The following is a 14,471-nucleotide window of genomic DNA, read 5'->3' as shown; positions in this document are numbered from 1 at the left end:
CAGGTAATGGTGCATGGTTTTATCTGCAGTATTTAAAGAAGTCTTATTACTGTCACTTATGGGTAGTATTCTAGCATTGGGGATACTTACGGTAAAGGCGATTTTTAGACAAAGGCTTAGTGCAAAGCTTCATTATTATATTTGGATTTTGCTTGTACTTAGGCTAATACTCCCAATAGACATTCAAAGTCATATAAGCTTTATGAATTTTATTACAATTGAACAGAAGGAACTTGATCCTCATTTAATAGCAGATCAATATGTTCCTAACATAATAACAAACAGTACTATCACAACCGAAAATACACCGTCTATTGAAGATAGTAACGCATTAGCTGATCCAGGTATTATGGGCGCTATTTTTAATTTTGATACTGCAGCGGTGCTGTGGATAATAGGTGTTTTATCAGCTTTATTGTATATTCTATGTGTAAATATCTTGATGATGGCTAAATTCAAAAAGTGTTCAATCTGTGATAGAGAAGATTTACTTGAAATTCTAGAAGTAGAAAAATCAAGACTTAAAATAAATTCAAAGGTAAAAACTATTTATAGTAATTACTTGAAATCACCCGCAGTTTACGGGATGATCCGTCCTAAAATTTTAATTCCAGAGGAGCTTATAGATAAATTAACCCTGGAAGAGTTTAGGTTTGTGTTCAGTCATGAGTTAAATCATATTAAGAACAAGGATTTAGTGGTAAACAACTTGCTTATGATTGTTAAAGCAATTTATTGGTTCAATCCTTTAATTTGGTATTCACTTAATCAGGTAAAACAAGACTGTGAAGTTGCCTGTGATGCGTCTGTCATCAACACTTTGAAGAAAGAAGAAGAAGTCAAAAAATACGGTCAGACTATGATCAATATGCTTAGATTATTCTCAGAGAAAAGAAGTACTACTGGGACATTAGGATATGCAAATAAATACAATAAACGGAGAATTATTATGATTACGGGATTTAAAAAAAGTTCGGCAATATGTGCAGTTTTAGCTGTAACTCTTACAATTATGGTAGGCTGCTCAAGCACCATTAAACCAGGCAGTGCAGATGTTATCCCAAATGAAAATAGCGATACAAATAGGTCAACTCTGTCAGTGGAAAAGGCATCTCATGACGAAGCATCACAAAGCAATACAACGCAAGACAACACAAGTCAAGCAACACAAAGTAATACAACGCAAGGCAATATAAGCCAGGCATCTCAAAGTAATACAACGCAAGGCAATATAAGCCAGGCATCGCAAAGCAATACAACACAAGTCATAACAAGTAAAGCTTCAGCATCGAATAACAATACCGCTGCTTCATCATCTAATGGGGATACTCAAAGAGAGCTTCTTTCAAGTATCATGAAATTGGCAAAGCAGGGTAAAATCATCAACTCAGAGTTTCCGGTTAAAACTACTGTTATAGAAGACATAGAGAAAAAGCTAGGAAAACCGGATAAGGTTGATTGGGTACCTAATGCTAAAGGAAATTATGCTGTATTTTCGAAATACAATGTGGTATTTGGGTTCAACAAAGGGTCACAGATTTTTGAGGCGAGATCCTTTGATAAGAACTTAAATGAATTATCACTTTCTATGGTAAAGAAAGTATTTGGAACTCCGGCATATGATGTGGTAAGTAATGGTGAGGAAATTATAGGGTATGTTGCAAATTCAGAATACAATATTTTGTTAGTATTTCCTAAGCCTTCAAACAGCAATACGGACCCGGTAATGGACCACTACTCTGTGTTTTATCCAAGGGGGACCGTTAATAATATGTCAAACGATCCGGGAAGACAATGGTAATAAAATATGAAACAAAACAGTAACAACTCCTAACAAGCTCTGCTAAAAGCGCAAATATTATAATTAACAACTTAAATAGAGGATGCAAGGATCATGATTTCATCCTCTTATAAGTTAAAGACTTTCTTGAATGGATTAAAAACAAGAATTAACAAGCGGATGATAAACTCGAAAAACGGGAAAAAACGTCATATTAGCTAAAAGCGAACAGTCAGAAAGGGGGAATTGGAGTATGAAAAGACAAAGGAAATCTCGAAATAAACAGCTTATTTTTACGATTCCACTTTTAATTTTAGCCTTAATTATTGGCGTATATTATTATGCAACCAAAGACAATAGTAGTGAACAGACGACACAAAGTACTCAACCTTCTGGTAAAAATACAATGGACTCGAAGAATGATCAGAATTCAAACCTTGAGAAATTAGTAGAGGAAACGTTTTCTCTGTCTAAGGTAGGCAAAGTCCCAAACATTTCCTTTGTTTCTGGTAAAACAAAATGGCAGGAAGTAAATCAAGAGTGGGGAAAGTCCGATCATATTTCGAAAACTGCTAAAGGCAGGTACGAGGAATACGAAAATCATCATGCTACAATCGGCTATGCCGACCAGACTGTAAATGATATACGATCTTATGATTCGGAACTACAAAATATCTCATTAAATGAAATTGAGAAAACTGGTGGACAACCCGATGCCATTCGATACTATAAAGATTCAACGTATGACCAAATGATACTTGTCTATCATGCAACTGCTACTACTGATTTATTATGGATTTTACCAGTAAAAACAGAGCAGGAGCCAAATCCTAAAGTTGACCATATCTCACTCTTTACACAGATTGAAAAGGAACCAAATCAACAAGCACAAGCTGAAAAGCCAAATCAACAAGTAAATCAAAGCATTTCAAAGGTAATTTCTAAAATGAGCTTAGAAGATAAACTTGGCCAGATGATCCTTGCAGGGGTTTCCGGGACTACAATGGATGCAAACGCAAAACAATTAATAAGCCAAATCCATGTCGGAGGAATTATTTTTTACAAAAATAATTTTGAAACCCCTGCACAAGCAGTTCAATTTGCGAATCAGCTAAAATCTGGAAATAGTTCAAGTCTACCGCTTTTACTAGGTGTTGACCAAGAGGGTGGACGTGTGACAAGATTGCCGGGTGGACTTGTTAACTTTCCTCCAAATAAACAGATTGGACAAGTAAACAATCCTGATTTTTCTTTTAAAGTCGGAACACTTTTAGGGCAAGAATTAAAAGAATTTGGTTTAAATCTCGATTTTGCACCTGATCTCGATATTAACAGCAATCCGAATAACCCAGTAATCGGGGATCGATCATTTGGGAACAATGCGGAAATAGTAAGTAAACTTGGGGTTCAAACGATGAAAGGGATACAGTCTCAGAACGTTATCACGACAATTAAGCATTTTCCTGGTCACGGAGATACATCGGTTGATTCCCATCTGGACCTTCCAATTGTAAATAAAAGCCTTAAGGAACTTAAAGAACTAGAGTTAATACCGTTTGAACGTGCGATTAATCAAGGTGCAGATGTTGTGATGGTCGCTCATATCTTATTGCCTCAATTAGATAAAACGAATCCAGGGACCATGTCAAAAGCTATCATGACGGATCTTCTTAGAAAACAACTTGGTTTTACAGGAGTAATCATAACGGATGATATGACAATGGGAGCCATAGCAGAACATTTTGATATTGGTAAAGCATCGGTAGAATCAGTAAAGGCAGGAAGCGATATTATTTTAGTAGGGCATGACTATAATAATGTTGTAAAGATTATCTCCTCTTTAAAAACGGCTGTTCAAAATGGGGAAATCTCCGAACAAAGACTAAATGAAAGTATAGAAAGAATTATTCAACTAAAAAGGAACTATAGCCTTAACGATACGAAAGTAGGAAATCCTAACATAAATGAAATAAATAACTCCATAAATAGTCTTCTGAATAATTATTTACAGTAATTATTAGATAGATTTGTGAGTTAAAAAAGATTACTTATTCCGTATTGGGGTGTACTTCCGGAGAAAGAGATGTTGAAAGAACACTATAGGAGCCTTGAGACAAAGTAAAAGATAAATGTGCTCCAGTTGAATAAGCACCATTCGTATATATAAAAAAATAGGCTCGATTCGCACTAAAATAGGAACCGAGCCTATATATAATTAAACCCACCAGCACCTTGTGTTACCACATACACTCTGCACATGTAGAGTGCGTAACATGGTGGGGTTACGTATTTAACCTGAAATGAATAGAAAACCTACAAGTTTCAGCGATATTTTGGAAGAAAAGTACAGTTGACATGACAGAATCGCCGTGCCTATAATACAACCTAGTGTGTGTATACTAGTATATCAATTTGGAGTGACTATATTGGAAAAGGAAAAGACAGTTACAAACATCAAAGAAATAACAGCAAACCCTGCTCCACTTGGTTTAATGGGATTTGGTATGACAACAATCTTGCTGAACATTCATAATGCAGGTTTCTTTGAATTGAATGCCATGATTTTAGGAATGGGAATATTCTATGGTGGATTAGCACAAGTTATTGCGGGCATCATGGAATTCAAGAAAAATAATACATTTGGAACAACAGCGTTTACGTCCTATGGTTTTTTCTGGTTATCATTGGTTGCCTTAAACATGATTCCATTAATGGGCTATGGTGAAGCAGCTAATTCTTTATCAATGTCCGCCTATTTATTTATGTGGGGACTTTTTACGTTATTCATGTTTATCGGAACGTTGCGTATTAATGCGGCCCTTCAAGTTGTTTTTGGAACACTTACGATTCTATTTTTCTTATTGGCCATTGCAAATTTCACAGGCTCTAGCTTGATTTTAACTATAGCTGGATATGAAGGGATTCTTTGCGGTTTTACAGCCATCTATGCGGCAATGGCACAAGTGCTAAATGAATTATATGACAAAACCCTTTTACCAATTGGTGAAAGGAAAGTACAAGAGCGTTTAGGAAATAACTTAGAAATGAGAAAAGTTATATAGTTTTTAAAGCGAGTGCCTGTCACTACCCGTAATTTGTCGGTTTGTTCTCGACATTATTAGGGTGGTGACAGGCATTCTTATCTAAATTTCTTTTTGATAAATAACCCAAGCATGGCCATCCTCACTAATCATCACCGTATCTTTTTCTACATTTATCTTCTTTCTTTCAGAGGTTCTTAAGCAGTTCAAACAATAGTCTACTAGATTTTGGTGCTGCGAATAAACGCGCCCATTCTTTAGTTAAATGATCAATTTTGCTCGTTTGAAATCCAGTTCCCCCGTTAATTCTCGAATTAATTTTGCATCCTTTTTTACTATATTCCCCAAATAAACACCGTGCTTTTCCTGTTTTCAGGAATTTTTCTCTAATTTGCTTAATACATTAAAGTACAAACCTTAAAAAAGAATAAAGGGGGATTGAATGTCCAAAGTTATTGTCATTGGTGGGGGGATTATTGGGCTAGCCAGTGCCTATTATTTAAGAAAAAAGGGCTGTGAAGTGGTTGTAATGGAAAAGGGAGAGCCAGGGGCTGCTTGCTCAAGAGGAAATATGGGCTGGATTTGTCCTACTTTATCGGAACCCGTACCGGCTCCTGGACTTGTGAAGACAACACTAAAATGGATGCTGAGCCCAGATAGTCCACTCTACATAAAACCTACGATTGTACCTTCGTTATTTCCTTGGTTATACCAATTTTGGAGGAATTGTAATGAAGCTGCATTTGAAAAGGGTTATGATGCTGGACTATTGTTAAGCAGGGAAACGTTCAAGCTGTTTGATGAGCTTGAACGGGAAAAACAGGTTCAATTTGAAATGCACCGCAAAGGGCTGTTATTTGTTTTTCTAAAAGAAAAAATGGTGGAAGAAAAGTTTCATGAGCTACAAAAGGCAGCGAAAATCGGCCTGCCTTTGCCAGAAATCAAAACAAGGTCCGAAGTATTGGATATGGAACCGGCTTTATCTACTTCCATTGCAGGGGGCTTATATCTCCCGGCTGAACGGCATGTCCGGCCAAAATCCTTGAGTAAAGGATTGTGTAAGTGGCTAGTAGAGAATGGAGTGGAAGTAAAGACCAATTGCGAGGTCACGGACTTTATCCTTCAGGAAGGCAAAATGACCGGGATACGTATCAATCATGAAGTATTGGAAGGGGATCAATTTTTACTGACAACAGGAGTATGGACCCATCAGCTTTTAAAAAATCTAGATTTAAATATTCCTATGACAGCCGGTAAAGGATACAGCATTACCATTTCCAATCCATCGACCACTCTTAATCATCCGCTTTATCTAGGAGATTCAAAAGTAGGGCTAAGTCCATTTCACGATGCAATCCGTATTGGAGGCACAATGGAACTCTCTGGAATTAACACTAGCATGAATACGAAAAGAATCAGCAGTCTGGAGAAATCCGTTTCAAAATATCTGAAAACCTCTATAACCGGCAGTAAAAAGGTTTGGGTGGGTATGAGGCCAATGACTCCTGACGGTTTGCCGATTCTAGGTCCTGTTCCAACCTTCAACAATCTATATGTTGCTTCTGGACATGCCATGAGCGGAATTTCTATGAGTCTAGCAACCGGTGTTATCATGGCCAATTTAATCTACGACTCCCAGTCGCCAATAAACCTGACGCCTTTTTCACCTGAAAGGTTTTCCTTGCCAGCAGCGAATCAAACATAAAGAAGAATGATTTTTTTAAAATCTGAGGGGGGATAGCTTTTGTTTAAAAAATTGCTTCCGGTGTTTTTAGCTTTCATATTAATCATTACAGGCTGTGGAGGAACGAAGAGCGGATCGAATGAAAATGGTGATTCAAGCAAAAAGATTACCTTAAAGGTTGGAGGTCAATATCCATTAGAGCATCCTAACACAAAAAATTTAATGAAGTTCAAGGATGAAGTGGAAAAAGCAAGTAAAGGGAGAATTGAGGTAAAAGTCTACCCAGCTAATCAGTTAGGTGATTATACGCTTGTTTACGAGGAGGTTATGAGAGGCACGATTGATATGGCGCTCATCTCTGTCCCAAGCGAATTTGAGCCGAAATTAGAAGTTAACTATGTGCATTATCTTGCTGAGAATTATGAGAAAGCGAAGGAATTGTTCAAGCCCGGATCGTTTATCTATAACACGAATGTAAAGCTGCATGAAAAATTAGGTGTAAAATTTCTTTCATTCCATGTGGAAGGGTTTGGCGGGATTGGTACCACAAAAGAAATTAAAAACCCAACGGAACCGGGTGCTGATAAAGGGTTATTAATTCGGGTGCCGCCTATTGATGTGTTTAGGGGAAATGCAGAGGATTTAGGCTTTAGGACCGTTGCCGTTCCATTTGCTGAACTTTATCAAGCCCTTCAAACCGGAGTGGCAGAGGGATGGGTCGGCGGCCCGCCATCTGCAAACTATACCGAAGTAAGGGATGTTATTAAATATTACTACCAATATAATAACTTCTTTGAAAATACATCATTAGTCATGAATCTGGACCTGTGGAAAAAAATGAGTTCGGAGGACCAAAGGATTATTCAAGATGCTGCCAGCGCATTAGGGCAAAGAAGTGTCGATGCGGCTGAAAAGGACGACAAAGAATATATGGAAAAATTGAAAGAAGCAGGGGTTAAAGTCATTACCTTTAGTGATAAGGATTTAAAGAAATTCGCCGAGTTTACTAGAAAAACAACATGGCCAAAATTAAAGGATCGTTTAGGCGAAGATATCGTTAAAGGATTAAGTGCTGAACAATAGAATAAAGGGGGCAAAGGGTGGAAGTGAAGGGTTTGGCTCTCTCTGCCACCCCTGTTCCTTATTAAATAGGTGAAAGGAGAATGATCCATTGTCTCCAGACGTGAAACAGGACCACAATCTAAAATTGAATAAAACCTGGATGGGTATGATTTGGACTGGCTTATTACGCCTTCAAAGGACAATCCTTATCCTTACGAGTATTCTAATTGTCCTTGGAATTAGTATAACAGCCATTTTTCGATATGTTTTTAAAGTCGATATATTTGGAATGGAAGAGATTATTGTGATTTTTGCGTTTTGGCTTTATTTTACCGGCGGGGCATATGGGAGTTACGAGCGAAGCCATATTTCTGCTGATATTATTTCGTCCTATGTAAAGAATGAACGGACGAAATCAATGATTAAAGCAGCAACGTCACTGATAACAACCGTATTGTGTCTAATCTTTGCTTGGTGGGCCGTACAGTTTTTTATCTGGAGCTTTGAAAGCGGCGGGAAATCGCCGACCCTAGGAATCCCTTCAGTCGTTCCAAAGAGTGCCATCTGCTTTGGCTTTATTTTGATGGCGTTCTACTCCATTGTTCACCTTATTAATGATATTCGAGCATGCTTTGACAAATAAACGAATGCTAGAGAAGGGAGTGGTAACTTGGTCATTTCTATTGCATTATTGATCCTGTGTCTTGCTTTGGTTATAGGAATCCCCGTGCCTTTTGCATTTTTTGCATCCGTTGTCTATCTGATCTTTGCCCAAGGCTATGAACCTAGTTTTCTGCTGCCATATGGATTTAGCCAAATGAGCACAACGGTATTATTAGCCATCCCCTTGTTTATTATGGCTGGCGGCATTATGGAAAAAGGCAGGATTGCAGGAAAGCTAATAGACCTTGTTGAAGTGTTTGTTGGAAAAATTAAAGGAGGTTTGGGTGCTGTAGCCGTGGTATCCTGTGCTGTATTCGGCTCGATTACTGGAAGTGCAGCAGCAACGCTTACCTGCATCGGCACGATTATACTGCCTCGTTTAAAAGAAGCCGGGTATTCAAGAGGCTACGCATCCGCGCTAATTTCAAATTCATCTGTCCTTGGGATGCTAATTCCTCCAAGCGCGATTATGATTCTTTTCGCCTGGATTGGCGGCCAGTCCGTTCTGGCGAGCTTTTTGGCAACGGTGGTCCCCGGGGTTATTTTACTTACTCTATTAATCATCATTAATACATTTTATGCGAAAAAGAACGATGCCATCAAGCCACAACAGGAATCCATTGATTTTAATATGTTTGCGAAAAGTTTAGGGAAGAAGACTTATTCCGCCACTCCGGCCCTTGCCCTTCCTCTGTTAGTGTTAGGGGGAATTTACGGGGGAATCATGACTCCCACCGAAGCAGCGGGAATTGCCGTGTTATATGCGATTCCAGTGGGTTTTTTTATCTATAAAGGGTTGGACTTAAAAAGCTTTAAACAGATTTTAATCGAAACCGCCACCACCACAGGTGTCATCATGGTGATGCTGTATGCGGTTATGATATTGAGCCGATTGTACATTATGGAGGATTTGCCAGGCCAGATTACGAGTTTTTTATTTTCTATCTCAGAAAATAAATATGTATTGTTAATCTTGATTAATCTGTTTATGGTGATCATCGGCATGCTGATGGATGATGTAAGTGCCGTATTACTATCCACACCAGTTTTATTGCCGGTTGTCACAAACTTAGGGGTAGATCCGATTCATTTTGCCGCGATTGTTGCCGTCAATTTGGGGATGGGCAATATTACTCCGCCAACCGCTCCCTTATTATACCTAGGAGGAAGGATTGGAAAAACGCCCATCAATGAAATGCTTAAACCAACCATGATTATGATTTTATTTGCCTGGCTCCCTACCTTAATTTTAACAACCTATTTACCTGAAATAGTGTTATATCTGCCTGAATTGATTCTGGGCAAATAGATTATTTTGATAAACAAAAATGAGGTGTCATTATTGAAGAAACAATACGATTGTGTTGTCGTTGGAGCAGGTACTGCGGGAATGGCGGCAGGGTATTTTTTAGCCAAGCAGGGGGTAAAAACGTTACTCATTGATTCCTTTGACCCTCCCCATTCGAATGGAAGCCACCATGGAGATACAAGGATTATCCGCCATGCATACGGTGAAGGAGAACAATATGTTCCAATGGTACTCCGGGCGCAGCAGTTATGGGAGGAACTTCAACAGGAAGCAGAAGAAACATTATTCCTGAAAACAGGAATTCTAGGAATAGGGCCAGAGGATTCTCCGTTTATCCAGGAGGTTGTAAAGAGCGCAAAAACCTATAATCTGCCGCTTGAATGGATGGATTCCAACGGTGTAAAACAGCGCTGGCCTGGCTTTGAGGTGCCTGAAGGGTATATCGGCTGTTTTGAATCTTCCTCTGGTGTCCTATTGAGCGAAAAGTGTATTGGAGCGTTCCGCAAGCTTGCGTTGTCCGAAAACGCTGAGTTATGGACCAATACCAGGGTGAATACTATTGGTTTCCAACCTAATGGAGTAATAGTGGAAACAGCAAATGATCGGGTTTATGCTGACAAATGTATCGTTACGGCAGGAGCTTGGACAGGCAAACTATTGAACTCATTAAATATTCCATTGACGCCTGTAAGAAAAACGGTGGCTTGGTTTGAGGCAGATGAGGGAAAATATAATCAGTATCAATTCCCGGGGTTTTACTACGTAGTGCCAAACCAAATGTTCTATGGTTTTCCTTCTATAGATGGGAGCGGTGTTAAGGTGGGACGGATGGATGGAGGGCAGAATATTGATCCCGACCAAGTGGACCGAAGCTTTGGCATTTATAAGGAGGATGAGGGCGAATTAAGGTCTTTTGTCCAAGCCTATATGCCAGATGCAGCCGGTAAACTAAAGGCAGGAAAGGTTTGTCTGTTTACCCGAACGCCAGATGAAGATTTTATCATCGATTTTCATCCCGATTACCCACATGTAGCCATTGCGGGCGGTTTTTCAGGACATGGCTTTAAGTTTGGAAGCGTGTTTGGAGAAATATTAGCCAATATGACTTTAGGGAAAAAGGTAAAGTTCGATCTTTCTCATTTTCGGATTGGGAGATTTTCGGAGGCAGAGCCTAATTTGGGGCGGGAGTTAAAGAAGTATTGATTTCTCTTTGGCCATTCGGGTATTTTAATTATTTGGTCATAAGGAAAGTGTCGAGATGGTCTCGACACTTTTCTTTATAGTAGGAAGGTGAGGTGTAGTCAGTTTAGGAGACTTGGTTGAAGGTACTTTGGTGTTTTTGCTTAGGTTTAGTTGGTCGGTTAATGGATTATTTAAATAAATGATATTTCTTGATTAATTCAACGAATTCATTAACGAAACCTTGTAGGAATTCTACTGTTCCTTCATTCAGCTTACCATTTTCATCTAATAATTCATGTACAGAACCAATATATGCTTCCGGTTGTTGAACAACGGGCATATTTAAAAATGAAAGTACCTGACGCAAGTGATGGTTTGAACCGAATCCTGCAAGCGCACCTGGAGATTGGCTAATGATTGCTGCAGGCTTTCCATTCCAAACACTTTCTCCATAAGGGCGAGATGCTACATCAAGTGCATTTTTTAATACAGCAGGGATCGAACGGTTATATTCAGGTGTTACAAATAATACTGCGTCTAATTCTTTGATTGTATTGCGGAATGCAGTATATTCTGCAGGAGTTCCTAGGTCTCCTTCAAAATCTTGGTTAAATAATGGTAGGTTGCCAATTTCAACAAACTCTGTTACATATCCCTCTGGGAATAAAGGTGCTACGTTATTAGCAACCTGTTTTGAGTAGGAATTTTTACGAAGACTACCAACGATAATTTTATTTTGAACTCAATATAATTACCTTGAGTTCGAGATAAATTGGCAATAGAAATGCTTAAACTTAAAACGTGATTTTACTGGCAATCAATAAAAGAAATTGCAAACAAGATTCCAAAGGGAACAGCGGGAATCAATAATTATGCAACATATGGCTTTTCGTTTATGAGCATGCTAAGTGGTCAAAAAAATAGAGATTATTTTATTTTTGAGAACAAAGATTTATCACTAAAGAGGTCAACCAATTGAAGAAGCTTTAAAAAATATATAAATGGTATGGAAGAGGAAAGGGGTTGAGTGGCTTCATCAATTCTTCGTTTGATCTCATCTGCATCTTCGAGTTCAGGAGTTTTGGATGTATCAAGCCCAAAACGACATGTTGATCTTTAATAAATCGCAATGATGTAAACTTCTACCGTTTACCCGGGGAACAAGATAGGGAACCTTTTGATACTGAAAAACTATTATATTTATTTAATGAGGCAAAACCGCAATTCCTCTTAGATTATCAAAAAGAATTAATGGCAAAAAATTTATATCCGAAACGCCCATTACCGATTTCTGAAAACCGACAGAAGATAGAGTTGACAAGATCTTAGAAATTGAAATAGAACGTAATTTATACAAGGTAAAAACATTTAAGGAAGAACTAAAAAGGGAATATTTAATCTTATAAACTAGAATTTATGAAGTAGATGAAATGGATGTCTTTAAATTTGAGAGGTTTCCGGCGATAGCGGGAAGGTTTGAGAGGGTGGGGTGAACGTTGGGAGATCACATATAGGAATTATATACTAAAAAAATAATAATGTTCCTAGGAATCCCTACCTTTCTATTTCTAAGATCGATTACCCAAACGACTTGGTATTTATTTCCTATTACCCTGTCGGAGACTCAGTATGCGGTGCGGTATGCTCTAATAGTAACGAAAGAGGAAATGGGTCCAATTCTTAAAAGAATGGGTTCTTTTTCGCGTCACGTATAAACATTAAACAAAACCGAGCGATTTTCTGGTCGTGGAATGCATCAATTCTAATCGGAAATAAAATATCTCAAATTCGAGATTCTCTAATTGACAATATTCTAAGATAGGATTATTATGAAGTTGTTCACAAAAAGTTCACAAATCTTTTAGAACAATGGGGGAATTAACATGACAAATTTACAAGATAAAGTAGCAATTGTAACAGGTGGCGCTTCTGGAATTGGACTTGCTACCGTGAAGGCATTTTTAGAAAAAGGCGCAAAAGTTGTGATTGCTGATTACAACGAGCAAGCAGGATTATCGGTAGAAAAAGAATTGAAAGAAACCTATGACAATGTATTATTTGTGAAGGTAAATGTCGCAAATGAAGAAGAAGTTGAAAATCTAGTTTCTAAAACGGTTAATCGTTTCGGTAAATTAGATATCTTCTATAACAATGCCGGTATTGGAATACAAAAGGCTACTCATGAAATGACTGCTGAAGAATATAAAAGAGTTATTGAAATAAACCAAGACGGAGTCTTTTATGGCTCAAAATATGCGATTCGCGAAATGTTAAAAACCGGAGGCGGTTCGATTATTAATACATCATCCATCTTAGGAACAGTTGGTGAACCTACTTCGATTCCTTATGCTGCAAGTAAGGGTGCTGTTAACTTAATGACTAAATCATTAGCGTTAGAATATGCCGATCGTAACATTCGTGTAAATGCAGTTGCACCTGGGTTTATTGAATCTGGTTTAGTTAACAAAGAGGCATTGGGAGATTTTTATGATGGTTTAGTCGCTAAGCATCCAATTGGCCGCTTAGGAAATCCGGAAGAAATTGCACATGCAGTTGTTTTCTTAGCTGAGAATGACTTTGTTACAGGCACAACTATTCATGTTGATGGTGGATATACGGCTAAATAACATGGTTATTCCATTGCTATTTGATAAGTATAAAGGGAATCTCTTGGAAAAATAATAGTTGTGATGGCTATAAGTATGTGAATACACACCTTAGAGTTATTAATATAATTTTTTTCTAAAAATTTGGAGGAATGAATCATGGGTAAACTAGACGGTAAAGTAGCAATCATTACAGGGGCAGCACAAGGTATGGGTGCTATGCATGCTCGTAAATTCGTGGAAGAAGGAGCAAAAGTAGCGATTACTGACCTTAACCTTGAGGGTGCACAAAAACTAGCTGGTGAATTAGGAGAAAACGCAATCGCTCTTAAATTAGATGTTGCAAATGAAGAAAACTGGATAGAAGTTGTAGCAAAAACAGAAGAAACATTTGGCCCTATCAATGTGTTAGTAAACAACGCAGGGATTGGTATCTTCAAAACATTAGAAGAACTAACTGTAAAAGACTTCGAATTAACATTTAGAGTTGACGAGCTTGGTGTGTTTTTAGGAATGCAAAAAGTATTGCCTTCTATGAAAAAAGCTGGTGTAGGTTCTATTGTAAATATTTCATCTGTAGATGGTTTGGTAAGTGCGCCAACGGCTATTGCTTATAGTGCTTCTAAACATGCTGTAACTGGTATGACAAAGGGTGCTGCTGCGGAGCTTGGACAACATAACATCCGTGTAAATTCTGTACATCCGGGAATTATCAAAACACCTATGGCTGACCAACCAGATGTTGAAGAATATCTTAAGCAACTTGAACAAGATATTCCACTACGAAGAAGAGCTGAAGTAGAAGAAGTATCTAATTTAGTTATTTACCTTGCTTCTGATGATTCAAGCTATTCAACTGGAGCTCAATTTGTGGTAGATGGTGGAATGATCTCTGACCTATAATAGGTCTCCTTTTACAACTAGGGATAATTTATGGCCGGTGCCAAGTCACTTTTTTAACTCGGTTGGCGGCACTCTATTTCATAAAAAATAAGCTAAATAAGATATCAGATTCATACATATCTTATTTAGCTTATCTAATTTGTCTGGAAAAAAATTTCGATTGTTGTTTAGTCCATTTAGAGTTCACCATGTTCAATCATCTCTAAAACTTCATCTGTTGAAAAAACTTTTCCTTCTAAGA

The 14,471-nt window shown here is 38.0% G+C and carries 11 protein-coding genes; 10 read left to right on the top strand and 1 reads right to left on the bottom strand.

Going from position 1 to position 14,471, the window contains the following annotated elements; translation table 11 throughout:
* The first annotated feature begins 13 nt into the window (after window positions 1-13).
* From M3234_RS15170 to solA, 8 genes are all read left to right on the top strand, one after another.
* Window positions 14-1,801: a M56 family metallopeptidase gene (locus M3234_RS15170; protein ID WP_262305536.1), complete on the top strand. Its 1,788-nt coding sequence runs from the start codon at window positions 14-16 to the stop codon at window positions 1,799-1,801.
* A 232-nt stretch (window positions 1,802-2,033) separates the two neighbouring features.
* Window positions 2,034-3,794, top strand: coding sequence for a beta-N-acetylhexosaminidase (gene nagZ / locus M3234_RS15165; protein WP_262305535.1), 1,761 nt, complete (start codon window positions 2,034-2,036; stop codon window positions 3,792-3,794).
* A gap of 412 nt (window positions 3,795-4,206) precedes the next feature.
* Window positions 4,207-4,842 carry an acetate uptake transporter gene (locus M3234_RS15160; RefSeq protein ID WP_262305534.1) on the top strand — a complete coding sequence of 212 codons (636 nt, stop codon included), beginning with the start codon at window positions 4,207-4,209 and terminating at the stop codon, window positions 4,840-4,842.
* Between the two features lie 421 nt (window positions 4,843-5,263).
* Window positions 5,264-6,526: an NAD(P)/FAD-dependent oxidoreductase gene (locus M3234_RS15155; protein WP_262305533.1), complete on the top strand. Its 1,263-nt coding sequence runs from the start codon at window positions 5,264-5,266 to the stop codon at window positions 6,524-6,526.
* Between the two features lie 39 nt (window positions 6,527-6,565).
* On the top strand, window positions 6,566-7,588 hold the full coding sequence (gene dctP, locus M3234_RS15150) for a TRAP transporter substrate-binding protein DctP (RefSeq protein WP_262305532.1): 1,023 nt from the start codon (window positions 6,566-6,568) through the stop codon (window positions 7,586-7,588).
* Between the two features lie 88 nt (window positions 7,589-7,676).
* Window positions 7,677-8,210, top strand: a complete 534-nt coding sequence (locus tag M3234_RS15145) for a TRAP transporter small permease (protein WP_262305531.1) — start codon at window positions 7,677-7,679, stop codon at window positions 8,208-8,210.
* A gap of 27 nt (window positions 8,211-8,237) precedes the next feature.
* The gene (locus tag M3234_RS15140; RefSeq protein WP_262305530.1) at window positions 8,238-9,539 is read left to right on the top strand and encodes a TRAP transporter large permease; all 1,302 of its coding nucleotides are present in this window, start codon (window positions 8,238-8,240) and stop codon (window positions 9,537-9,539) included.
* 33 nt (window positions 9,540-9,572) lie between these two features.
* A complete protein-coding gene (solA, locus tag M3234_RS15135; RefSeq protein ID WP_262305529.1) occupies window positions 9,573-10,742 on the top strand; it encodes an N-methyl-L-tryptophan oxidase in 1,170 nt (389 codons plus the stop codon).
* Window positions 10,743-10,908: 166 nt separating this feature from the next.
* Here the strand turns inward: solA and M3234_RS15130 are convergent, their stop codons facing one another.
* Complete coding sequence (locus tag M3234_RS15130; protein ID WP_464514867.1) at window positions 10,909-11,448, bottom strand: NADPH-dependent FMN reductase; 540 nt, start codon at window positions 11,446-11,448, stop codon at window positions 10,909-10,911.
* Between the two features lie 1,156 nt (window positions 11,449-12,604).
* Here M3234_RS15130 and M3234_RS15125 point away from each other — a divergent pair.
* Window positions 12,605-13,348: an SDR family NAD(P)-dependent oxidoreductase gene (locus M3234_RS15125; RefSeq protein ID WP_262305528.1), complete on the top strand. Its 744-nt coding sequence runs from the start codon at window positions 12,605-12,607 to the stop codon at window positions 13,346-13,348.
* Window positions 13,349-13,486: 138 nt separating this feature from the next.
* Window positions 13,487-14,230 (top strand): SDR family NAD(P)-dependent oxidoreductase, encoded by a 744-nt coding sequence (locus M3234_RS15120; RefSeq protein WP_262305527.1) that lies wholly within the window; start codon window positions 13,487-13,489, stop codon window positions 14,228-14,230.
* Window positions 14,231-14,471: the final 241 nt, after the last annotated feature.

Source organism: Neobacillus niacini, from assembly GCF_023715785.1.
In the GTDB taxonomy this organism is placed as follows: Bacteria; Bacillota; Bacilli; order Bacillales; family Cytobacillaceae; genus Neobacillus; species Neobacillus niacini_E.
The sequence above is the reverse complement of the archived record's forward strand: the minus strand, read 5'-3'. Positions and strand labels throughout refer to the sequence as shown.

What these genes read in the sequence shown, in the direction of transcription:
- M3234_RS15170 (WP_262305536.1), top strand. Translation starts at nt 14, where the DNA reads ATGGTTTTATCTGCAGTATTTAAAGAAGTCTTATTACTGTCACTTATG.
- M3234_RS15125 (WP_262305528.1), top strand. Translation starts at nt 12,605, where the DNA reads ATGACAAATTTACAAGATAAAGTAGCAATTGTAACAGGTGGCGCTTCT.
- M3234_RS15120 (WP_262305527.1), top strand. Translation starts at nt 13,487, where the DNA reads ATGGGTAAACTAGACGGTAAAGTAGCAATCATTACAGGGGCAGCACAA.
- M3234_RS15155 (WP_262305533.1), top strand. Translation starts at nt 5,264, where the DNA reads ATGTCCAAAGTTATTGTCATTGGTGGGGGGATTATTGGGCTAGCCAGT.
- nagZ (WP_262305535.1), top strand. Translation starts at nt 2,034, where the DNA reads ATGAAAAGACAAAGGAAATCTCGAAATAAACAGCTTATTTTTACGATT.